19 protein-coding genes and 1 riboswitch are annotated in these 20,914 nt (G+C 45.3%); of the genes, 1 reads left to right on the top strand and 18 read right to left on the bottom strand.

The window, feature by feature from the left end; translation table 11 throughout:
* Positions 1-307 precede the first annotated feature (307 nt).
* The 12 genes from lysS to DEF30_RS05640 all read right to left on the bottom strand — a co-directional run bounded on the left by lysS (position 308) and on the right by DEF30_RS05640 (position 13,300).
* Positions 308-1,816, bottom strand: a complete 1,509-nt coding sequence (gene lysS, locus DEF30_RS05695) for a lysine--tRNA ligase (protein ID WP_294097341.1) — start codon at positions 1,814-1,816, stop codon at positions 308-310.
* Positions 1,817-1,820: 4 nt separating this feature from the next.
* Complete coding sequence (greA, locus tag DEF30_RS05690; protein ID WP_074911742.1) at positions 1,821-2,309, bottom strand: transcription elongation factor GreA; 489 nt, start codon at positions 2,307-2,309, stop codon at positions 1,821-1,823.
* Positions 2,310-2,375: 66 nt separating this feature from the next.
* Positions 2,376-3,350 carry a tRNA dihydrouridine synthase DusB gene (gene dusB / locus DEF30_RS05685; RefSeq protein ID WP_294097340.1) on the bottom strand — a complete coding sequence of 325 codons (975 nt, stop codon included), beginning with the start codon at positions 3,348-3,350 and terminating at the stop codon, positions 2,376-2,378.
* Positions 3,331-4,110, bottom strand: a complete 780-nt coding sequence (locus DEF30_RS05680) for a type III pantothenate kinase (protein WP_294097339.1) — start codon at positions 4,108-4,110, stop codon at positions 3,331-3,333. The genes dusB and DEF30_RS05680 overlap by 20 nt, the downstream gene beginning before the upstream one ends.
* 251 nt (positions 4,111-4,361) lie before the next feature.
* Positions 4,362-5,546, bottom strand: a complete 1,185-nt coding sequence (locus tag DEF30_RS05675) for a cation:proton antiporter (RefSeq protein WP_294097336.1) — start codon at positions 5,544-5,546, stop codon at positions 4,362-4,364.
* Positions 5,547-5,603: 57 nt separating this feature from the next.
* Positions 5,604-5,679, bottom strand: a riboswitch (Fluoride riboswitch).
* Between the two features lie 31 nt (positions 5,680-5,710).
* Positions 5,711-6,808, bottom strand: a complete 1,098-nt coding sequence (locus tag DEF30_RS05670) for an aminoglycoside phosphotransferase family protein (RefSeq protein ID WP_294097334.1) — start codon at positions 6,806-6,808, stop codon at positions 5,711-5,713.
* Complete coding sequence (locus DEF30_RS05665) at positions 6,805-7,728, bottom strand: sugar phosphate nucleotidyltransferase (protein WP_294097332.1); 924 nt, start codon at positions 7,726-7,728, stop codon at positions 6,805-6,807. Before DEF30_RS05665 ends, DEF30_RS05670 begins: the two co-directional genes overlap by 4 nt.
* An 11-nt stretch (positions 7,729-7,739) precedes the next feature.
* Entirely contained in the window at positions 7,740-7,901 is a 162-nt protein-coding gene (locus DEF30_RS05660; RefSeq protein WP_294097330.1) for a hypothetical protein, read from the bottom strand.
* The gene (gene gnpA / locus DEF30_RS05655; protein WP_294097328.1) at positions 7,891-10,068 is read right to left on the bottom strand and encodes a 1,3-beta-galactosyl-N-acetylhexosamine phosphorylase; all 2,178 of its coding nucleotides are present in this window, start codon (positions 10,066-10,068) and stop codon (positions 7,891-7,893) included. Before gnpA ends, DEF30_RS05660 begins: the two co-directional genes overlap by 11 nt.
* Before the next feature lies 1 nt (position 10,069).
* Entirely contained in the window at positions 10,070-10,939 is an 870-nt protein-coding gene (locus DEF30_RS05650) for a carbohydrate ABC transporter permease (RefSeq protein WP_294097326.1), read from the bottom strand.
* Between the two features lie 12 nt (positions 10,940-10,951).
* Positions 10,952-11,842, bottom strand: coding sequence for a sugar ABC transporter permease (locus DEF30_RS05645; protein ID WP_294097324.1), 891 nt, complete (start codon positions 11,840-11,842; stop codon positions 10,952-10,954).
* Positions 11,843-11,914: 72 nt separating this feature from the next.
* Positions 11,915-13,300, bottom strand: a complete 1,386-nt coding sequence (locus tag DEF30_RS05640) for a carbohydrate ABC transporter substrate-binding protein (protein WP_294097322.1) — start codon at positions 13,298-13,300, stop codon at positions 11,915-11,917.
* A 173-nt stretch (positions 13,301-13,473) separates the two neighbouring features.
* Here DEF30_RS05640 and DEF30_RS05635 point away from each other — a divergent pair, with 173 nt between their 5' ends.
* Complete coding sequence (locus DEF30_RS05635) at positions 13,474-14,334, top strand: AraC family transcriptional regulator (protein ID WP_294097321.1); 861 nt, start codon at positions 13,474-13,476, stop codon at positions 14,332-14,334.
* 36 nt (positions 14,335-14,370) lie between these two features.
* On the opposite strand, the gene DEF30_RS05630 is transcribed toward DEF30_RS05635, so the two are convergent.
* The 6 genes from DEF30_RS05630 to DEF30_RS05605 all read right to left on the bottom strand — a co-directional run bounded on the left by DEF30_RS05630 (position 14,371) and on the right by DEF30_RS05605 (position 20,795).
* Positions 14,371-16,038 (bottom strand): formate--tetrahydrofolate ligase, encoded by a 1,668-nt coding sequence (locus DEF30_RS05630; RefSeq protein WP_294097358.1) that lies wholly within the window; start codon positions 16,036-16,038, stop codon positions 14,371-14,373.
* A 31-nt stretch (positions 16,039-16,069) separates the two neighbouring features.
* The gene (locus DEF30_RS05625; protein ID WP_294097320.1) at positions 16,070-16,456 is read right to left on the bottom strand and encodes a thioesterase family protein; all 387 of its coding nucleotides are present in this window, start codon (positions 16,454-16,456) and stop codon (positions 16,070-16,072) included.
* A 157-nt stretch (positions 16,457-16,613) separates the two neighbouring features.
* Positions 16,614-18,446 (bottom strand): ATP-dependent metallopeptidase FtsH/Yme1/Tma family protein, encoded by a 1,833-nt coding sequence (locus DEF30_RS05620; RefSeq protein ID WP_366409426.1) that lies wholly within the window; start codon positions 18,444-18,446, stop codon positions 16,614-16,616.
* A 130-nt stretch (positions 18,447-18,576) separates the two neighbouring features.
* Positions 18,577-19,119, bottom strand: a complete 543-nt coding sequence (hpt, locus tag DEF30_RS05615; protein WP_294097318.1) for a hypoxanthine phosphoribosyltransferase — start codon at positions 19,117-19,119, stop codon at positions 18,577-18,579.
* Entirely contained in the window at positions 19,116-20,495 is a 1,380-nt protein-coding gene (tilS, locus tag DEF30_RS05610) for a tRNA lysidine(34) synthetase TilS (RefSeq protein ID WP_294097316.1), read from the bottom strand. The genes hpt and tilS overlap by 4 nt, the downstream gene beginning before the upstream one ends.
* 108 nt (positions 20,496-20,603) lie before the next feature.
* Complete coding sequence (locus DEF30_RS05605) at positions 20,604-20,795, bottom strand: hypothetical protein (protein WP_074911728.1); 192 nt, start codon at positions 20,793-20,795, stop codon at positions 20,604-20,606.
* Between the last annotated feature and the right edge of the window lie 119 nt (positions 20,796-20,914).

Raw genomic sequence — 20,914 nt, 5'->3', positions numbered from 1 at the left:
ATTTATATATCATAATAGTTTGAATTTTCAATCTTTTTTCAGTATAGCATAAAAGTTAGAGTTTTCAAATATGTTTTTAATTTCTTGAAAGTATAAAAATTAGTTGGTTTAGATGATGGATCGGTTACTATTCCACATTTAGATACTCGACTAATATAAATTCATCGAAGGTCTCTAGCGCATACAAGTTAAGAGAAGATGAGCTCCATCTTTGTTACCTATCCATGAAAGTATTATCGAAGCATAATAATTAAAAACCGGAAGCTTTCTCCAGTTAAGGAGAACCGCTTCCGGTTATTTTTAATTCTTAATCCTGTGGCTTCATGGTGGGGAAGAGAATGATGTCTCTGATGGAATGGGCATCCGTCAGGAACATGATGATTCTGTCCACACCGATTCCAAGTCCACCTGTTGGAGGCATACCTGTCTCCAGGGCGCTCATGAACTCTTCATCGATCATATAAGCTTCATCGTCTCCCAGTTCTCTTTCCTTGGCCTGCTGGCTGAAACGCTCTCTCTGAACAATGGGATCATTCAGCTCTGAGTAGGCATTACAGATCTCACGTCCAAAGATGAATCCTTCGAAACGTTCGGTATACTCTGCATTTCCTCTCTTCTTCTTGGTCAGCGGAGAAATCTCTACTGGATAGTCACAGATGAAGGTCGGCTGAATGAGCTTGTCCTCACAGAATCTTTCAAACATAGCATTTAAGACATCTCCCTTGGAGGTGTGCTTGATGTCATACTTGAAGTCATCCTGCATGTGGAACTTCTTCGCCGCCTCATGGGCTTCTTCTAAGGTAATGGTGTTGAAGTCAATGCCAGTTTCTTCCTTGACAATGTCTGCCATGGTGACTCTTCTCCATGGTGGGGTCAGGTCGATTTCTGTTCCTTCATAGTTCACCTTCATGGAACCATTGACCTTCATGGCAACGGAAGATACCAGATCCTCTGTGAGATCCATCATATCATTATAATCGCTGTAGGCTTCGTAAAGCTCGATCATGGTGAACTCTGGATTATGCTTATAGTCAATTCCTTCATTTCTGAAGTTCTTGCCCATATCATACACCTTCTCAAATCCACCGACGATGAGTCTCTTAAGATAAAGCTCTGTGGCGATTCTTAAGTACATGTCGATGTCCAGCGCATTGTGGTGGGTGACGAAAGGTCTTGCTGCAGCACCACCGGCGATGGGGGACAGAATTGGTGTTTCCACCTCCAGATATCCTCGGTCATCCAGGTAATTTCTGATGGCAGAAATGATCCTGGTTCTCTTGATCATCTTTTCCTTCACATCGGGATTCACAATAAGATCCACTTCTCTTTGTCTGTATCTGATATCTGGATCCACCAGGCCATGCCACTTGTCTGGCAGCGGCTTCAGCGCCTTGGAAATGAGCTCAAAGCTCTTGACTTCCAGGGACACTTCTCCAGTCTTTGTGATAAAGACATTTCCTTCTACGCTGATCCAGTCCCCAAGATCAAGAGTCTTGAAGAACTTCAGCTTCTCTTCTCCCACGTTGTCCAGCTTCACATAAAGCTGCAGTTTTCCTTCACGGTCGTGTATATCGGAGAAACCTGCTTTTCCCTGTACTCTCTTTCTCATGAGTCTTCCAGCGGTCTTGATATGTACACCTTCCAGTGTCTCATGGTTTTCCTTGATTTCCTTGGAATTATGGGTCACTTCCACCTTATATACATCAAAAGGATCTTTGCCTTCCTCCTGAAGCGCCTTCAGTTTTTCACGTCTTTGCAGCTCCTGTTCTGATAGCTTCTCTTCCTGTTCTATGATCTGGTTCTCTTCGTTTGTCAAAATTCTACACCTGCTCTCTTCCGATTTCTAAAATCTTAAACTTGCTCATACCGTTTGGCACCTGGACCACCACTTCATCATCCACTTTATGTCCTAGAAGGGCGCTGCCCACTGGAGATTCATTGGAAATTTTAAAGTTCATCGGATCTGCTTCTGTGGATCCAACAATGGAATAGGTCACTTCCTCTTCAAAGTCATAGTCATAGACGGTCACTCTTGAACCAATGCCCACCACATCAGAGGAGATATCGCTCTCATCGATGACAGATGCATTGCGGAGTGTATTTTCCAGCTGAACAATCTTTCCTTCCACGAAAGCCTGTTCATTCTTTGCTTCATCGTATTCAGAGTTTTCGCTGAGATCTCCATAACCCAGGGCTACCTTGATCTTTTCAGTGATTTCTTTACGTTTCACTGTCTTTAGATATTCCAGCTCGCTCTCAAGCTTTTTGACCCCTTCATAGGTCATGATAAATTTCTTTGCTTCGCTCATTTCAAATCCCCTTCTGTTTTATTTGATTTTCTATTATAGTGACATTACCCTTCCCTGTCAATGATTTTAGCCATTTTGGAGAAGCTCTTCTTTATATTTCCCAAGGATTTCCAGCACCTTTATAGGGTCGGTCTCCTGGTTGATGAGATTCTTCACTTCCGTATTTCTTGGCAGTCCTTTCACATACCATCCGATATGTTTTCTCATCTCACGGACTGCTTTATGCTCTCCCTCATAGGATAAGGTATTTTTATAATGGAGGATCAGTATATCCATTCTTTCCTCAAATCCTGGCCGCTCATAGGGTTTTCCCGCTAAAGCTGCATTGATTTCCTCAAAAATCCAGGGATTCCCTAAAGCTCCCCTTGCTACCATGATGCCGTCACACCCTGTTTCCAGGACTTCTAAGGCATCTTCTCCTGTGAAGATGTCTCCATTGCCAATCACAGGAATAGAGAGTGCTTCTTTAATTTTACGGATGATCTCACGGTCAGACGTACCGGAGTAATACTGCTCCCTGAATCTTCCGTGTACTGTAACAAGATCTGCGCCTGCGTCTTCCATCTTCTTGGCAAAGTCCAGAGCTGTTTCGTCATCCATCTTAAACCCTCTTCTGAACTTGCAGGTCACAGGTTTTGAAGTGGCTTTCTTCACTTCCCGGAGAATCCCGGCTGCTTTATCCGGGTCCAGCATGAGAGCAGAACCCTCTCCGTTTTTCACAAGCTTTGGCGCAGGGCATCCCATGTTGATGTCAAGAAGAACGATGTCCTCATTTTCATCCAATACTCTGGCTGTTTCTGCCATAATGTCTTTTTCACTGCCAAACAGCTGCACCGCAATGGGTTTCTCCTTAGGCGAGATCCTCAGGAGCTCTTTAGTATTCTGGCTTCCATAATGGAGTGCTTTTGCACTGACCATCTCTGAGTATACCATAGAACACCCCATGGATATGGCAATCTCCCGGAAAGAAATATCTGTGACACCCGCCATGGGTGCCAGAAAGACTTTACTCTCAAGGATCTTATTTCTTATTTTTATCATAGATCAGTTTCAACCCTTCCAGGGTAAGATTAGGTTCCAGTGCATCGATGCAGTCGGTGCTCTGTTTCATGAGCCTGGAGAATCCTCCGGTAGCCACTACATATGGCTCCTCTTCTCCATCTTCCATCATTTCGATCTTCATGAGCTTCACCAGATGCTCCACAAGGCCGATATATCCATGTACAAGGCCGGACTGCATGGAAACCACAGTATTCTTCCCAATGACTTTCTCCGGCTTCAGAAGCTCAATACGGGGCAGCTTTGCTGCTTTCTCAAAAAGAGCATCAGCGGAAATCTTGATGCCGGGAGAAATGATTCCTCCAGCATAGGTTCCATCTTTTTTCACGGAGCAGAAGGTGGTTGCAGTACCGAAATCAATGATGATGAGACTCTTTTTGTATTTTGCGGAAGCGGCTACGGCGTTTACGATTCTGTCTGCTCCTACTTCCTTCGGATTGTCTGTTTTCACATTGATGCCTGTTTTCACGCCAGCGCCCACCACAATCGGTGTCACCTTGAACACCTTGCGCACCATATTCTCTAACGAGTACATGACATTCGGCACAACCGAGGAGATGATGACTCCTTCTATGGCACTGGGTTCCAGATTGTTCAGCCGAAAAAGGCTGATGACATCAATGGAGATTTCATCGGATGTTTTCATGCTGTTGGTGGATAGTCTGAAATCAGAAATAATCTTTTTACCATCATGGACTCCCATGACGATGTTGGTATTTCCTACGTCAATTAACAGGATCATAAGACAACTCCCCATGTAATTTTAAAAGCAGCTGAAAAGCTGCTTTTCCCAAACTTGTTTATGGCAATAATATTTTTAACACTATAATTATAGTAAAAAACGCCTTTTTGTCAAGCTCATTTGCATCTTTTCTCTTGATTCCCAAGGAGCCCTTAATTTTAAAACTAACTTCCAGTTGGAAGAAAGAAAAATAGTGAAGTGGAAGTTAGTCTTGTAAATAAGATGATCGCAGAAACCTTTTCCCCGGTTCTTTATTTGCGGGCTTTTTGTAGAAGCTTCTCATAGCTTCGATCCACAAGGATTGCACCTAAAGGGGCTGTGAGCACAATGGAGACCACAGCCACCGTCAGGATGATCTCACCCGATGGAAGCCCCATGGCCAGAGGCAGACCTCCAATGGCTGCCTGAACAGTAGCTTTGGGAAGATAGGCCATGGCCGAGAAGGCTCTCTCTTTCCTTGTGAGCGGTGTTTTTAACAGGCTGAGGAATACCCCTAGAACTCTAAAAAGAAGCGCCAGGAGGACCAGCAGGACCGCAGGAAGACCTGCAGTGAGCACAAGGCTCAAGTTGACAGAGGCGCCAACAAGGACAAAGAGAAGAAGCTCCGCTGCTACCCAAAGCTTAGAAAACTTTCCCGAAAGCCGCCTCGCCACCTCATACTTCTTTTCCTGAAGCATGATCCCCATGGCCATGACAGCTAACAGCCCGGAGAATCCTACGGTCCCCTGAAGCATTTCTTCCAAAGAGACCAGAAGAAAGGCCATGGAAAGGATCACCAGAACCTTACCGGTGTCTCTTATGTGGAACCGCACAAAAAGCCATGAAAGAACGGTTCCCAAAGCGCCTCCTGTAACCACCCCTAAAACAATGGCCACAGGAATACTGAGAAACTCACCTAGATGCATTTCTCCCGTGAGGGCAAATCCAGTGAAAGCGGTGAAAAGAACAATGACAAACACATCATCCACAGAGGCCCCCGCCATGATCATCTGAGGGATCTTCTGCTCTCTTCCGAATCCGTTCTCCATCAGTTTCAGCATCCTCGGCACAATCACCGCCGGAGATACCGCAGCCACCACCGTACCTAAGATCAGCGCATCCAGGATACCCAGCCCCAAAAACCTCGGCGCCAGAAGCGTCACACCTAAGATTTCAAATACTGCAGGAACAAAGCACAGAAGCACTGCGGGTCTTCCCACCTTCCTAAGATCCTTAAGATCCAGGTTAAGTCCTGCCCTGGTGAGAATGATGATGAGCGCAATCTTTCTCAGTTCAGAAGAAATCCCCAGGATGCTCCCATCAATATAATTCAGCATATAGGGTCCAAGGAGCACTCCAGTGAGAAGCATTCCCAGGAGCTTTGGGAGTCCCAGTTTATCAAATATCTTCCCAAGAAGCATCCCCAGCAGAAAAATCAGGGCTAATGAAAATAACATAAAAATACACTCTCCATTCCTCTTCAGGGCATAAAAAAAGCCAATGCCCCTACGATTTTCGTCGTAGAAGTCATCAGCATACTTGCGGTTTTGGCAGCTATTGCCATGGAAGCACTTCATTTCCAGAAGTCTATCTTAGTACACTTCCTTCCATAGAGTCAAGGCTATTTTCTGTATTTCCTTATTATTTCAATCATCTGCTGATACTCCCGCTCCATATCAGAAACAAGCTTCATCTGATTTCGGGCTCTGTGAAGATTGTGCTCCGGATAGGAGATCTTGTAGTAGATGTCTCCCTCCAGATAATCCTTCAGAAATCTCATGCCGCATTCGTAGGTCATGATTTTTGCTGCAAAAGGGAGGTATTCAATCTCAAGGTCCGTCAAAAACTCTCCCTGACTGAAGTAGCCACGTACATAGGCTTCAAAAAGAGACAGGTCAAAATGCACCTTGCTGAGATCTTTCTCATCCTCCAAGGCTGTGGTGGCTCCAGACCGTATGGCATCTCCAAAATCATAAAGCGACACTCCCGGCATAACGGTATCGAGATCCACAAGACACACCGCTTCTCTGGTCTCATCATCAATCATGACATTGTTGTATTTCGTGTCATTATGGGTAACACGCACCGGAAGTCTTCCTTCCCGAAGCAGTCCATTGATGATCTTTGTGTCCTTCTCTCTCTCCAGATAGAACTGAATCTCATCCGCACACTCTATTGCGCGGTTGGCAGTGTTATCTTCTACAGCTTTCTGAAAGTCCACAAAGCGTTTCTCTGTGTTGTGGAAATCTTTGATGGTCTCATGGAGTGTCTCTCCCTCAAACTCTCCAAGCAGCCTCTGAAACTTCCCTAAGGCCTGACCGGATTTATAGAAATCCTCAGGACCTCCCACAATTTCGTAGGACCTCGCTCCTTCAATGAAGCGGTAACATCTGTAGAACTCCCCTTCATGAAGCACATGATGGGCTCCTTCTTTCGTATGGACCACTTGGAGCACTTCTTTATCCACATCTCCGCCTGCTTTTTCCACACATTCTTTCAGATACTCTGTGACTTTTACAATATTGTCCATGAGCGCTACAGGATCCTTGAATATGGAACGGTTGATTCTTTGGAGAATATACCGTTTTTCCAGGTCTTTATCCATATGGACACTGACGCGGTAGGTATCATTGATGTGTCCTTTTCCGTATCTGATGATTTCTATGATTTTTCCACCCTCTGAAAATGGAAGAAAAATCTTCTCTAGTTCCTCTCTCATACTTCCTCCCACAGATTTCGGGGATACTGCCCCTTTTGGACTTTCTCAAGAAGTCCTTCTGCTACATAATGTTTATCTTCCGAGTAGGTCATCCCCAACCAGGTTTCTTTACTTTCTCTCACCAGAACCTCCAGCTCTTTCCTGTCCACAAGAGCCTGAATGGCTTCTGGCAGCAGAAACTCTTTTTTCAGTTCTTGTCCTGAAGTTTTGAGAAACGCTGCGAATTCTTTCTCCAGCTGACTGAAAATGGTCGGATGAAATCCCCATACATTCATGGATACCGGCTGGCTGGGAAGCACTTTCAGATCCGCACATTCCTGAGAACAGATGTCTTCTCCCTCATAGGAAAGATCCTTGATTTCCCGCACATGAAGAAGCATGCCGTCTTCCTTCGCAGTGACGAGCCCCCGGGATACGCTGCCGAACCTGCTCATGGTTTTCTCCAGCTCATAAGAAACCAGCGCTCCCTGCTTTTCATCCAATCTATCCAGTATACCGGACATCTTCTCGAAGGTTTCTTCTCCGTAAAAATCATCGGCATTGATGACCATAAAAGGTCCGCTGATTTCGTGTCGTGCCGCATATACCGCCTGTCCTGTTCCCCAGGGTTTTTTACGTTCTGAAGACAGAGCGTCCTCACCAATCCCCTTCGGCACATCTTCTTTCTTCTGATAGGCATAGGCAATCTTTCCATAAGGATTCATTTTGTCCGCAAAGGCTTCTTCAAAGAGATGCTGATTCTCCTTGCGGATCATCAGCACAACTTTTGTGAATCCATGTCTGAACGCATCAAACATGGAGTACTCCAGAATGCACTCTCCGGATGGACCTACAGGGGTCAGCTGTTTCAGGCCGCCAAACCTTGAGCCCATGCCCGCAGCCATAACCAGCAGCGTTTTTTCTCTCTTTTGTCTGTTCATCCTTCCCCTCCTTAGCGTTGTGCCGCGTTATAAAGATAAAGATCTCCAAGAAGAAGGCCCAGGCCGAGGATCATGATCCCCAGACCTGCCAGACCTTGTATTCTATGACCTGTAAAGAGGAGCACCAGTCCTGCCAGGAAAACTCCTGTCATAAGAATCGTCTTACTCTTCATTTTTCTCCATCTCCATCCATCTGATCTCCTGGGGCGCTAGAACCGTCACGGTCTTTCTGCCCTGTTCATCATAGACTGCAGTTTCTTGCTCTATATCAGTATTGTTCACCAGAGCATATCTTCCAATCTCCGGATATCCATGCACTTCCACATAAATATTTTCGGCAAAAAGCTTATGAAGGTCCTCTTCCTTATGGGCTGCATAATACATGGACCTATGAAGGAGCCTTGCATTCTCAAAGTTGAAGGGAAGTCCTGCAATGTAGATGCCTCTTCCTTTCCCGAAGTCATGGGCAGAGAGCTCCACCTGACCGTCATGGTAGCTTAAAATTTCGGTGTCTTTTCCTAAAGCATAAATATTTTTCATGCCTTCACCAAAGTCCAGTGAAGATTCTATCCCCTCTGTGATGAAATGCTTCTCTTTGGCTGTGTGGAAGTATTTGTCTGTGCTGAGACTGAAGCCCAGCTCTTTGTCCACGCCAAGAATGTCTGCCAGCTGGAAGTATCGTCCGCCATGATGCACCGCAGAAGGTTCTCCCACCCCGATGAATCCGCCGCCTTCATGGACCCATTTTCTGATGGTGGTGACAAGCTTCTCATCCAGCCACTCCTCTCCACCAGAAAATGCAGTTCCTGCATCCCCTGCATTGAGAATAACGTCCACATCCTGTGGCACGCCATTGGTTTTCACATCTTCGAAAGACAGGAAGGATACTTCGACGCTGTCTCCACTTAAGGCTTCCAAAATACCCAAGTAGGAGTAGATCTGCTTATACCACAGTGCATGGGCTACCATATGGGTCTGCCAGGACCTGAGGGTACCCCAGGAATTTAGAACCGCTACTTTGAGTCCTGTGTATGGTTTTTTTCCTTTAATGTTGTCGTAGATTTCTCTAAATTCATCTGTAACCTTTTCGATATAATCCACAAAATTAGGGAACTGATAGGCAAGAGAAAGGTATCCGCCGTATCCAATCCGGTCCACAGGCTTTCTCATGATGGCACGTCTGGCCATTCTCCAGTTTTCTTTAGCTTCGATGGTAGGATCATTGCCTTCCCGGAAGGTATCCGGGAAAAAGTACGGCAGGAATCTTCCTTCCGTGTACTTTACTCCTGGAATCTCGGAAATCATCCGAAGGGTTGCTCCCCCGCCTACGGAGCCGACCACAGCATCTAACCCGATTTTCGGGAAGTACTTGCCGTAGGGCTCTGTGCCAATCCAGTTGTCTCCCAGGAACATCATGGCTTCTTTTCCGTGCCTGTGCACCTCATCCACCAGTTTTTTCGCCTGGTCTGCCACATAAGCGCTCTGGAAGTCAATAAAGTCCAGATACTCCTTTGTGGGCACTCGGAAAGCTGTATTATAGTATCCTTTGTCCACAATATGCTCTGGGCGGAGTCTGTAGCCCTTTTCCTTGGCAAAGGCTTCTAAAGCATCTACAGAAATGCTGGCGCTGTATCCGAACCAGTCCACAAACTTCTCTTTTCCAAGATCATTGAACACCAAAGTGAAATGATAGAAGAAAGTGGTGAATCTTACGACGTCCGTTCTTGGATTCTCTTCCAGCCACTTGGTCATGTAACTATGGATGTATTCATTGGAGTGCTTCTTTCTCACATCAAAGGGAATGTCGTGCTCTTTGTCTCCCCAGTTGTTGGTGATGTGGTTGTACATCTGGGTGGGATCCCAGATGGCTTTCACCAGGAAAGACACGGTGTACTCATGGTAAGGCGTGATATCTTTCAAAATCACCTCATCACTTTCAAAGGAAAGTTCCCAGTTCTCCAAAGGTACGACTTCATCCATGGTCCGGTCTATGACTTCCCAATAGACTTTGGGGTCATGAACGTAATCCGGCGTCACCTGCTGGCGGAAATATCCGTCCATAAAAGAAATGCGGAGAGTGGTGTCCACCGCTAAAGTATGGCGGCTCATGAGATACATGGACTGGGTTTCATCCATATGATTTCTTGAAAAATCATTATGTCCTCTGCTGACAAAATAGGTTGTGTAGATTTTGGCATCCAGGTTTTTCAGATCTTCTGAAAGCTTTGTGCCGTCACTGTCTCTGATGGCATCAGCGCCCCAGCGCTCCATCATTTCCTTGGTTTCTTCCAAAAACCCCGTTTCACTTGGCAAGGTCACTCGACCTTTTGTTTTACTCATATTATCCTTTCACTCCTCCAACAGTCATTCCTTCAGTTAGTTTCTTTTGTACAAGCACATAGAGAATCAAGGTCGGCAGCATCACCAGCACAAGACCAGCGTACATAGGACCATAGTTTGCCGCACCTCTTTGGGACTGCATCAGATTGATCAGTCCCACCGGCAGCGTTTTGGTGCCGCTGGGCATTAGAGTCAGGGCAATAATATATTCATTCCAAAAGGCCAGGAAGTTGAACAGAATCACCGTGATGATGCTGGGTTTTGCCATGGGTATCATAATAGACACCATGGTTTTGAAGTGGCTGGCTCCATCCACACTGGCCGCTTCCTCAAACTCCTTGGGAATGGTTCTGAAATAATTGGACAGAAGATATACAGTAAAAGGAATGGCTGTGGCTGCATACACCAGGGCCAGCACAAACCGGTTGTCCAGGAAGAATCCTCTGTCAAAGCGTCCCCGAAGAGCGATGTCCCAATCAAGAAGCATCAGAAATATCGGTACGACGATGTAGTTCACGTTGATAAAAATCCCCGCCTGAAAAATGCCCGAGAGGATTTTCCGTCCTTTAAACTCAAATCTTGCAAGAGCATAGGCACAGGGAATAGAGACCAGAAGAAGAATGCCAATGGCCAGGGCCGTCACCACAATGGAGTTTGTGAAGTACTCTCCCATATTGGCAATCTCCACCGCTTCTTTGAAGTTCTCCCAGCGGATGGCTTTAGGCAGGCTCCAGGGATTTCCGTAAAACTCCTGATTGTCTTTGACGGAAGCCATGAAAACCCAGAGAACCGGAACGATGATACTGACTGCAAGGGCAATCAGTGCACTATAGATGAAGAGCTTATAGAGATTGATCTTTTTCTTTTTCATCCGTTCCTCCTATTAATACTGGTACTGTTCCCGTTTCGTCAGCTTGTTCACAAGAAGAGACAAGAGGAACGAAAAGAGAAAGATCACAACACCAATGGACATACCATATCCGTAACTGGAATTGGTATACGCCTGGTTGTACATATAGTTCAAAATTACATTGGAGGCACCGTCAGGTCCTCCGGAGGTCATCACCTTCACAAAAAGAAAACTCAGATTGATGGAGCTGATGACATAAAAGGTCAAGGTGGTCCTCACCGTATCCCACACGAGAGGCAAGGTGATGTTGAAGAACTGCTTGACTTTGCCAGCGCCCTCAATATCTGCCGCTTCGTAAAGATGGACCGGGATGCTGCTCATACTGGCCATGTACATGACCATGTAGTAGCCCACCGCCTGCCAGATCATGGCCACGATGATGGCATAGAGCACGATTTTCTGATTGCCCAGCCACTGGATGTTCTCAAATCCCTCTCCACGGATGCCTCTTAATAGTCCATTGAGAAGTCCCATACTGGGGTCATAGATGGCCGAGAAGATGGAAGAAATTACCACCACTGACAGGATATTCGGTATGTAGAACACAATTCTGAAAAAATTCTGCCCTTTGATCTTTTCCCGCACAAGAATAGAGGCGAAGATCATGGCCACAGAAAGCGTCACCATGGTGACAAGGACAATGATCATCAGGGTGTTCTGCAGGGACCGTATAAAATTGGTGTCCTTTGTGAGTAGAAGAAAATTATTCAGTCCAACGAAGGTCTTGTTTCTCGAGAGACCTCCCCATTTGTATAAAGACATGATGAAGACATTCAGCGTAGGATACGCCATAAATACAAGAACAAGGATCAAGGCCGGCGCAATGCAGGCAGCGATGAATCTTTTCTTTGCTCTGTCTTTCATTCATATCACCCCTTTCAAAAATGAACGGTGGAAGAGTTTTCTTCCACCGTGGTCATCCGTAAAATCAACTCATTAGTTGTTCATTGCTGCACTGATTTTGGTCACTGCATCCACAACTTCCTGATGCCATGTATCCACTGTCTTATCTCCTGTGGCTACAGAATTGATGGTGCCAAAGAGAATTCCGGTGCTGCTCACAAGATCTACACCTTCCACTGCTGGCGCAGACTGGAAACCGCCCATGGCTGCCTTTGCTCCATCGTCATATACAGAATAGTAAAGCTTGTTTGGATCCTCATCCGTCATGAAGGAGGAGGCTGTAGTCACAGGCATAACTGCACCGGACTTCTCATAGATGATCTTTGCTGCTTCATCTGAGTACATGTACGCAATGAACTCTTTTGCAAGATCTGCTTCTTTTGCACCTTCAGGAATGTACATCTGTTCAAAGAATGTATAGGAGTAGCGGTCTCCACCCTTTTCCACTGCTGGCAGTGCGGTGAATCCCCACTCAAAGCCTTCTGCTCTTGGTGCTTTTTCCATTTCTCCTGGCAGCCAGGTACCGTTTGGAATAAACAGTGCTTTGTTGTCCAGAATCAGCTGCTGGTTCTTGGTGAATCCTTCATTGTTTGCCTGGGCCACTGTGTCAGGATGATTGTAGGAAACAAGTTCACCAACGATAGCGAAAACTTCTTTCATGGTATCGCTGTTCCAGGTTTCCACATCAAAGGTCATGGCCTTGTTGAAGAAGTCAGCACCACCCACCTCATTGACCAGTGCATAGAAGAACGCATCAAAGTATCCTGTGGTAGGATAGGTGAACAGGGAGCTTCCATTGGCTTTTGCTGTCTCATTCAGTGCAAAAAGCTCTTCAAAGGTTTCTGGAAGGGCATAGGTCTTTCCTTCTCCCACCAGACCGCTGTTATAGAACAGTCCTGTTGGTCCATAGAAAAGAGGTGCCAGGTAAGTCTTGCCATCTCCATAAGGATTGGTGATCAGCGTATCGGTAAAGCCTGGGATGATTTTTTCACCAACGGTGACTTCTTCTCCAGGAACTTTCATGGAGAGCACATCTGTGATATCCACAACAGCATTTTCTTTGATGAGAGTTTCTGTCATCATACCTTCACGGCCTACAGAGATATACATAAGATCCGGTACATTCATGGCCTGAATCTGAGGTCTCAGAACATCTTCGATGTTCTTTTCCAGTGTCAGTTCCACAGTAACGCCAGGATTGTTTGCCTCAAACTTCTCGGCAACGGCCATCCAATGCTCTTTTCCGTATCCTCCCTCTAGACCCGCAATCTTCAGGGTTCTTTCTTCGGTTTCGCCAGGGGTTTCTGATGGTGTTTCTGTACCTCCTGGAGTAACAGGATCATCTTCAGTTTTCTGACCGCAGGCTGAAAGGCCAACGACCAGGGTAATGGACATAAGAAGTGCTAAAATTTTCTTCATGGGACCCTCCTAGTTAATCATTGCTCTACGCAACTTGTTATCTTTAGTATAAATTTCGGTAAACGTTTTTAGTATCATTATCTTGTGATGAATTATCATTATATTGCTATATCAGATAATTGTTTTATAATAAGGTAAAAGGATTACATGTCCAGAGGAAAGGAGCTGCCAGTTTGTCCAATATTGTCTATAAGATCATCAACCACAACAACGAACGGATTTCCGCCAGTCTCATCTATGTCTCCAAGGCACGCTACGAAAAAGACTGGCACTCCACCATGCACAGTCATCCCTTCACAGAACTTTTCTATGTGGTGAAAGGATCCGGGAACTTTCTCATTGAAGACAAAACCTTCCATGTGGTGGAGGATGACCTTGTCATAGTCAACGCCAATGTAGTGCATACAGAGTCCTCCAAGGATGCGAATCCATTGGAGTATATTGTGCTGGGCATCGACGGGCTCTCTTTATCCCTTCAGGAGACAGGCCATTCTCAGGAAGAGAGTCTTTACAGTTTTCATAATTACCGCAAGTACCGGGAAGAAATCCTGACCGTATTCCAGTCTCTCATCAGTGAGGTGGAAAAGAAGGAGGATGCTTATGAGTACATCTGCCAGAACTACCTGAACATCCTGCTCCTTAATCTGGTTCGAAGGACCAAAGCACCTTTGAGGCTCGCACCACAGAAAAACACCACCAAAGAATGCACCTACATCAAGAACTATATTGACATCCACTACTCAGAGCCCATCACCCTGGACACTTTGGCCAATGAGACCTATCTTGATAAATACTATCTGGTCCATGTGTTCAAAAAGCACTTTGATACGACGCCTATCCATTATCTCATAGACAAAAGAATTGAGGAATCCAAACACCTTCTGGAAACTACACATCACACCATCTCACAGATTTCAAACATCGTAGGCTTCAATTCTCAGTCCTATTTTACCCAGACCTTCAAGAAAAAGCTGGGGCGCACTCCTGCAGAGTTCAGAAAAGAAGCGCGAAAAAACAGCACCCTAACAAAATAAGCGGTGATTCTTTGGAATCACCGCCATTTTTATCCTCTAGAACAGCCCCACAATATTTCCTTCTTCGTCGATGTCCATGAGATTTGCTGCAGGTACCTTTGGAAGGCCCGGCATGGTCATGATGTCACCGGTGAGGCATACAATAAAGCCTGCGCCGTTACTGAGTTTCACTTCATTGACTTTCACTTCAAAGTTCTTGGGTGCCCCCAGAAGCTTCGGATTATCGGATAAAGAGTACTGGGTCTTGGCCATGCAGATGGGTTTTTTATGGAGTCCCATGGCTTCAATCTCTTTGATGGTTTTCTCAGCCTGTGCGCTGTAAGCCACAGAGCTTCCACCATAAATCTCTTTTACAATGGTCTCTATCTTTTCTTTGATGGATTTTTCCACGTCATACAGCGGTTTATAGGTTCCGGATTTTTCAGCAACTTCCACAACTTTATGCGCAAGAGCCTCTCCGCCTTCTCCGCCCTTTTCCCATACTTCCGTAAGAGCCACATTCACGTGGATATTGTTTAGGAACTCTTCAATGAACTGAAGCTCCTCCACGGAATCGGACATGAATCTGTTGATGGCAACCACAGGCTCCAGATTGAACTTTCTGATGTTCTCAATCTGTTTCTCCAGGTTCACAATTCCTTTTTTCAGCGCATCCACATTAGGTGTGGAAAGATCTGCTTTCAGAACACCGCCGTGATGTTTCAGGGCTCTTACCGTGGCCACGATGACCACAGCACTTGGGTTCAGCCCACCGAATCTGCACTTGATGTCCAGGAACTTCTCTGCGCCAAGATCCGCACCAAATCCAGCTTCTGTTACTACATAGTCTCCAAGCTTCAGTGCGGTCTGAGTGGCCAGGATGCTGTTGCAGCCATGGGCAATATTCGCAAAAGGTCCACCATGGATGATGGCGGGTGTGTTTTCCAGGGTCTGGACAAGGTTTGGCATGATGGCATCTTTCATGAGAAGCGCCATGGCTCCCTGCACTTTCAGGTCTTTGGCAAATACCGGCTCTCCCTGAAGATTATAACCAATCATGATCTCACCCATTCTTTCTTTCAGGTCTTCCAAAGAAGTGGCAAGACAAAGAATGGCCATGACTTCAGAAGCAACGGTGATCATAAATCCGTCTTCTCTCGGGAATCCGTTTGGCTTTCCGCCAAGTCCTACATTCACCTGTCTTAAGGATCTGTCGTTCATATCCATGACTCTCTTGAAAAGAATTCTTCGGATATCCAGGTTCAGCGCATTTCCCTGATGAATATGGTTGTCGATGGCTGCTGCCAAGAGGTTGTTCGTGGTGGTGATGGCGTGCATATCTCCAGTAAAATGAAGATTGATGTCTTCCATGGGAACAACCTGGCTGTATCCTCCACCTGCAGCTCCGCCTTTTACACCAAAAACGGGGCCTAAAGATGGTTCACGCAATGCAATGACTGTCTTCTTGCCGATTCTGTTCAGCGCCTGACCAAGTCCTACGGTCACGGTGGACTTTCCTTCCCCTGCAGGAGTGGGATTGATGGCAGTGACAAGAATTAGCTTGGCATCTTCCTTGTCCTTGTTTCTCTTCAGCACATCCAAAGAGATCTTGGCTTTATACTTGCCATAAAGGTCCAGGTCATCCTCAGAAAGACCTATCTTCCCTGCCACATCTCTGATGTGGAGCATGGTGGATTCTTGAGCGATTTGAATATCGGTTTTCAACAATATGTACCTCCCAGTTCTATATATTAATTTAAGAGTTATGCAATTTATCCATGAACTTCTGCCGGTTCACAAGAACTCTCTCATGATGCGCTTCTCCCAGAAGATGTTCCTTTTCAAAGGCCAAGAGATGAAACTTCACTTTCTTCCCAGATGCCTCCGTAATCTTTACCTTCAGCAAGACGTCTGCACCAACAAGGCTGGCTCTCACATGTTTCATTTCCATAGAAATGCCCACCGTGGTCTCTTCCGAAGATAGATATGGCGCAAGGCATTCCTTCGCCCCATATTCCATGAAAGCAATGAGTCCCGGTGTGCCGTATACCGGTAAATCTCCGGATCCTAACATCTCAGCGGTATCTTTTTCTTCTACAGACCGTCTAAATTCTTTTTCCAGTCCAATGAGTTTTTCTGTCAAATGAACACCTCCAATCCATTTAATTATAGCACCCCTTCTCCATTCCCGAAACATGGAAAGGTGAAGTTTCTGTAATCATTTACATAAATTCCCAAAAGAAAAGGCAGCTTCACTGCCTTTTCTGACTGCTCTGTTTCAGCTTGAACTACACCTGTTTTCAAGCCTCTGTCAGAGGATTGCCTGTAAAGTTCTCTTCTTTGGTATCTTCTTCTTTGGAGATCTCTTTCTCTGCTTTTTTTACAGAGTCATTCTTCTTCTCCAAAGGCATCTCTCCATGGGTACGTTTGGTGATGTTCCCAGTGGTGAAGAGTTCTTCAAACTCTTCTGCTTCAATCTTCTCAAATTCCAGAAGTTTTTCAGCAAGAAGATGGAGCTTGTCGATGTTCTCTTTCAGAATCTCTTCTGCTCTCTTATAGGAGTTATCCACCAGCTCTTTCACTTCATCATCGATGAGTTCTCCCATCTTCTCAGAGAAGTTCTTAGACTTTGAAAAATCACGTCCCAGGAACACTTCCTGATCTTCTCCAAAGGAAATAGTCCCCACCTTTTCACTCATACCATATTCAGTAACCATGGCTCTTGCGATTCTGGAAACGCGGTCGATGTCATTTTTGGCTCCTGTGGAAATATCCTTCAGAACCAGGGACTCCGCCACACGTCCACCTAGTAGCGCAACCATGCTGTCCATCATTCTGGATTTACTCATATAAGAGCGGTCTTCCGTCGGCATATGCATGGTGTATCCACCTGCCATCCCTCTTGGAATGATGCTGATCTGATGGACTGGATCCATATTGGGGAGGACTCTGCCGATGATGGCATGCCCGGCCTCATGATACGCAGTAAGTCTTCTTTCATGGTCAGAAACCACTCTGGATTTCTTTTCTGTTCCAGCAATGACTCTGGTGATGGCTTCATCCAGTTCACGCATGGTGATGAACTTTTTATTGGCACGCACCGCAAGAAGTGCCGCTTCATTGGTGAGATTTTCAAGATCTGCGCCTGTAAATCCGCTGGTCATCTTCGCCAGGGCTTCCAGATTCACATCTTCTCCAAGAGGCTTCTTGCGTACATGAACCTTGAGAATCTCTTCTCTGCCCTTAGCATCGGGATACCCTACCGCAATCTGTCTGTCGAAACGGCCTGGTCTTAGGAGTGCATTGTCAAGGATATCCGGTCTGTTGGTGGCTGCCACCATGATGATGCCTTCATTGATGAAAATGATACATGGTGCATTTTTCTTAGCCTGTTCAAACATGTCACGCACTCGGGAAGCTCCGACACCGACAAACATTTCAACAAAGTCTGAACCTGAAATACTGAAGAACGGTACCCCAGCTTCTCCGGCTGCTGCCTTTGCAAGAAGGGTTTTACCGGTTCCTGGAGGTCCTACAAGCAAAATCCCCTTAGGAATTCTAGCGCCAACTTCAAGATACTTCTTGGGGTTTCTTAAAAACTCCACCACTTCCTGAAGTTCAAATTTTTCTTCTTCTGCTCCAGCCACATCTTTAAATGTGACGGTTTTATTGTCCGGGTTTGCCATTTTGGCTCTGCTTTTACCGAAATTCATGGCATTCCGGTTGCTGGAGCCCATATTCTGGTTCTGCTTGTTCATAAAGAAGATGAAGAACACCACACCACCCAATAGAAGCAGCGGTGTAATCACCGTCCAGATGGAGAAATCAGATCTTGGGGCATAGCGTTCCACAACAGCCTCATTATTGTTTTCATTTAAAAACTGTGCCAGTCTTTCTGGTGCTGCTACCGTTGTGAAAATGGTGTCATCGGTCATTACGCCCCGGATGGTCATGCCATCAGAAGCTACATTGATCTCTTTTACCTTGTTTTCAGAATAAGCCGTGGTGAACTCATTGAATGATATGGAATTTTTTTGCGCATCCAAATCGCTGAAATAGATCATAGCAATGACAAGCAGCATGATCACAGCGATGAAGCTGAAAAGATTTGGTCCTCTTTTAGTCGTATTCATCGTATTATCAGGTAAACTGAATTACCCGCTCCTTTCCTCTGTTACTTTGTATTATGAAGCAGAAGCCTCAATTAAATTGTATGCTACTTATTATACTCCATAAACCTTAAACTTAACATTATTTTTTTGCCTATTTTTTGTAAACTTCATCCTTGAGAGACGCTACGTATGGAAGATTTCTGTACTTTTCCGCATAGTCGATGCCATAGCCAATGATAAACTCATCCGGCACTTCAAATCCTACATAGGTCACAGGGATATCTCTTACTCTTCTTTCCTTTTTATTGAGCAGGCACACAATGTCCGTTCCTGCTGCTTTTCTTGCTTTCAGGTATTCTACAAGATAGCTTAGGGTGAGTCCTGTATCTATGATATCTTCTACGATGAGGATGTGTTTCCCCGTGACGTCCTCATCCAGATCCTTGATGATTTTTACGACGCCTGAGCTTTCTGCTCCAGACCCATAGCTGGATACTTCCATGAATTCGATATTGCAGGGTATGGTGATTTCTTTCATAAGATCTGTCATAAACACCACAGAGCCCTTGAGAATTCCCACAAGAACAAGTTCCTTGCCTTCATAGTCTTTACTGATTTTCGCACCCAGTTCTTTACATTTGTCCGCCAAAGCTTCCCGACTGATCAGGATATCCTTCACATCATTTGCAATCATTTCATTTCCTCCTCAAATATCCCGATTTCCAGGATTCTCTCTGTTTTCTCTCGTACTTTATAGTCTTCACTGATCATCATGTGACCAATGTAGATGATGTCTTTTTCATACTGGAACACCAGAAGCTCTTCCCGGTCCTCCCGGCTGACCTTCCTGTCAATGAGAATATTCTTCAGCTTCCGGTATCCATTCATACCGAAAGGTCTCATCCGGTCCCCCTCATCTCTGTGTCTCACAAGGATTTCCCCATTGATGAGATCCCCATTGAAGAACCGGAGCTGTTTGTCTTTTTTCATCTCTTCCCGTTCAATATAACGGAGTGTGATTTTCTGGCCTTTTACATGATAGGTTCCTGGTATACTCAGCACTTCGTGCAGCATCGAATTTTCCCTTTCTGTCTTTTCTTTTTTTATTTCAATCAGGAGGTCTCCATAGTCATTTCTTCCCTGTATTCCTTCTTTGATATCCAGTTTTTTTCCTGTCTCCTTCAGAAATAGCTGAAGAAGATCTCTGATATGGACCTCTTCAATATCCCTGAGATTTCCTTTCACCCTTTGGACTGCCTCCATGAGAAGCCTGGAGGAAATGGCATATGGAAGATCCTTCACCTTTTTAGAAAACCGAACCTGGTCACCTGCTTCCTGGAGGAAAAGCTCTTTTGCCTTTTCCACTTCCCCTTCAATGAATTTCAGATCTTCCACAAGAAGCCCTGTCATCCTGGAGATGCTTTCTGAAACGTCTGCATTGAAGTGCTTTTCCAGATAAGGCAGCACTTCATTTCTGATCCGGTTTCTCTGATACTCCACTTCATCGTTGGTATGGTCATGACGGAATGAAATCTGATTCTTTTCAAGATACGCCAAAAGCTCACTCTTCTTATAGGAAAGCAGCGGTCTCACATAACGGCCACGAAGGGGAGAGATCCCCGTAAGGCCTTTTAATCCCGTGCCTCTCATAAGATTCAGAAAAACCGTCTCCACCTGATCATCCAAATGATGGGCGGTGGCACATTTTGAGAATCCTTTTTCCTTCATCACTTCTTCAAAGAAGGCATATCGGAGTGTTCTTCCGGCCATTTCAAAGGAAACCTTCTCCGCTTTCGCATAGGCTTCCACATCCATTTTTCTGGAGAAAAATGGTACTTCCTTTTCTTCACAAAAACTTCTGCAGAAGGCCTCATCGGCATCCGCATTCTCTCTATAACCGTGATTGAGATGAGCAGCTCCTAGCCTTAATCCAAAAGACTCTCTCACTTCGAGAAGAAGGTTTAAAAGCGCGACAGAATCTATCCCGCCCGAAAAGGCAACAAGTATCTTGTCTCCTTGTACAATGATTTCTTCTTTCATGAGTGTTTCCCGAAATTTATTTGTCAGCATTTCATACTCCCAAGGACTTATTTTGCTACTCTTACTAGTTTACCTTCTTTTTTCTTTCATATCAATTGAAAAGGCAAGGATTTCTCCCTGCCTCTCTTTCTCAGTTCTTCAAAAAATATCTTCCGGTAGATTGAGATCCACCACTGTGTCCGCTTTCTGGGACGGATCCTCATGGATGTCTTTCATGCCCCGCATGGTGTTCAGAGATTTACAGCTCTGACATTCATAGCCTCCCTCTACAGGAATGAAATAAGTGATTTTTTCACAGTTCACGCAATATGCATCTTTTGCTTCCAACATGTTCACCATCCCCTTTCCAGTTGATTTGTAGTTACATTATACAAACATCTTCTGAGACGCTCATGAAGACTTTAGAAAAAAACTGTGAACATTATGAATTAGGCCGACGAAATGCTCAG

This window comes from Proteiniclasticum sp., assembly GCF_003514505.1.
GTDB lineage: Bacteria > Bacillota > Clostridia > Clostridiales > Clostridiaceae > Proteiniclasticum.
This window is presented reverse-complemented; position numbering and strand designations above follow the sequence as displayed.

Coding starts and splice junctions, on each gene's coding strand:
- DEF30_RS05665 (WP_294097332.1), bottom strand. CDS start 7,728: ATGAACAGACAAAAGAGAGAAAAAACGCTGCTGGTTATGGCTGCGGGC.
- DEF30_RS05605 (WP_074911728.1), bottom strand. CDS start 20,795: ATGTTGGAAGCAAAAGATGCATATTGCGTGAACTGTGAAAAAATCACT.
- DEF30_RS05670 (WP_294097334.1), bottom strand. CDS start 6,808: ATGAGAGAGGAACTAGAGAAGATTTTTCTTCCATTTTCAGAGGGTGGA.
- DEF30_RS05620 (WP_366409426.1), bottom strand. CDS start 18,446: ATGAATACGACTAAAAGAGGACCAAATCTTTTCAGCTTCATCGCTGTG.
- DEF30_RS05680 (WP_294097339.1), bottom strand. CDS start 4,110: ATGATCCTGTTAATTGACGTAGGAAATACCAACATCGTCATGGGAGTC.
- gnpA (WP_294097328.1), bottom strand. CDS start 10,068: ATGAGTAAAACAAAAGGTCGAGTGACCTTGCCAAGTGAAACGGGGTTT.
- DEF30_RS05675 (WP_294097336.1), bottom strand. CDS start 5,546: ATGTTATTTTCATTAGCCCTGATTTTTCTGCTGGGGATGCTTCTTGGG.
- tilS (WP_294097316.1), bottom strand. CDS start 20,495: ATGCTGACAAATAAATTTCGGGAAACACTCATGAAAGAAGAAATCATT.
- DEF30_RS05650 (WP_294097326.1), bottom strand. CDS start 10,939: ATGAAAAAGAAAAAGATCAATCTCTATAAGCTCTTCATCTATAGTGCA.
- hpt (WP_294097318.1), bottom strand. CDS start 19,119: ATGATTGCAAATGATGTGAAGGATATCCTGATCAGTCGGGAAGCTTTG.
- DEF30_RS05660 (WP_294097330.1), bottom strand. CDS start 7,901: ATGAAGAGTAAGACGATTCTTATGACAGGAGTTTTCCTGGCAGGACTG.
- dusB (WP_294097340.1), bottom strand. CDS start 3,350: ATGATAAAAATAAGAAATAAGATCCTTGAGAGTAAAGTCTTTCTGGCA.
- DEF30_RS05640 (WP_294097322.1), bottom strand. CDS start 13,300: ATGAAGAAAATTTTAGCACTTCTTATGTCCATTACCCTGGTCGTTGGC.
- DEF30_RS05645 (WP_294097324.1), bottom strand. CDS start 11,842: ATGAAAGACAGAGCAAAGAAAAGATTCATCGCTGCCTGCATTGCGCCG.
- greA (WP_074911742.1), bottom strand. CDS start 2,309: ATGAGCGAAGCAAAGAAATTTATCATGACCTATGAAGGGGTCAAAAAG.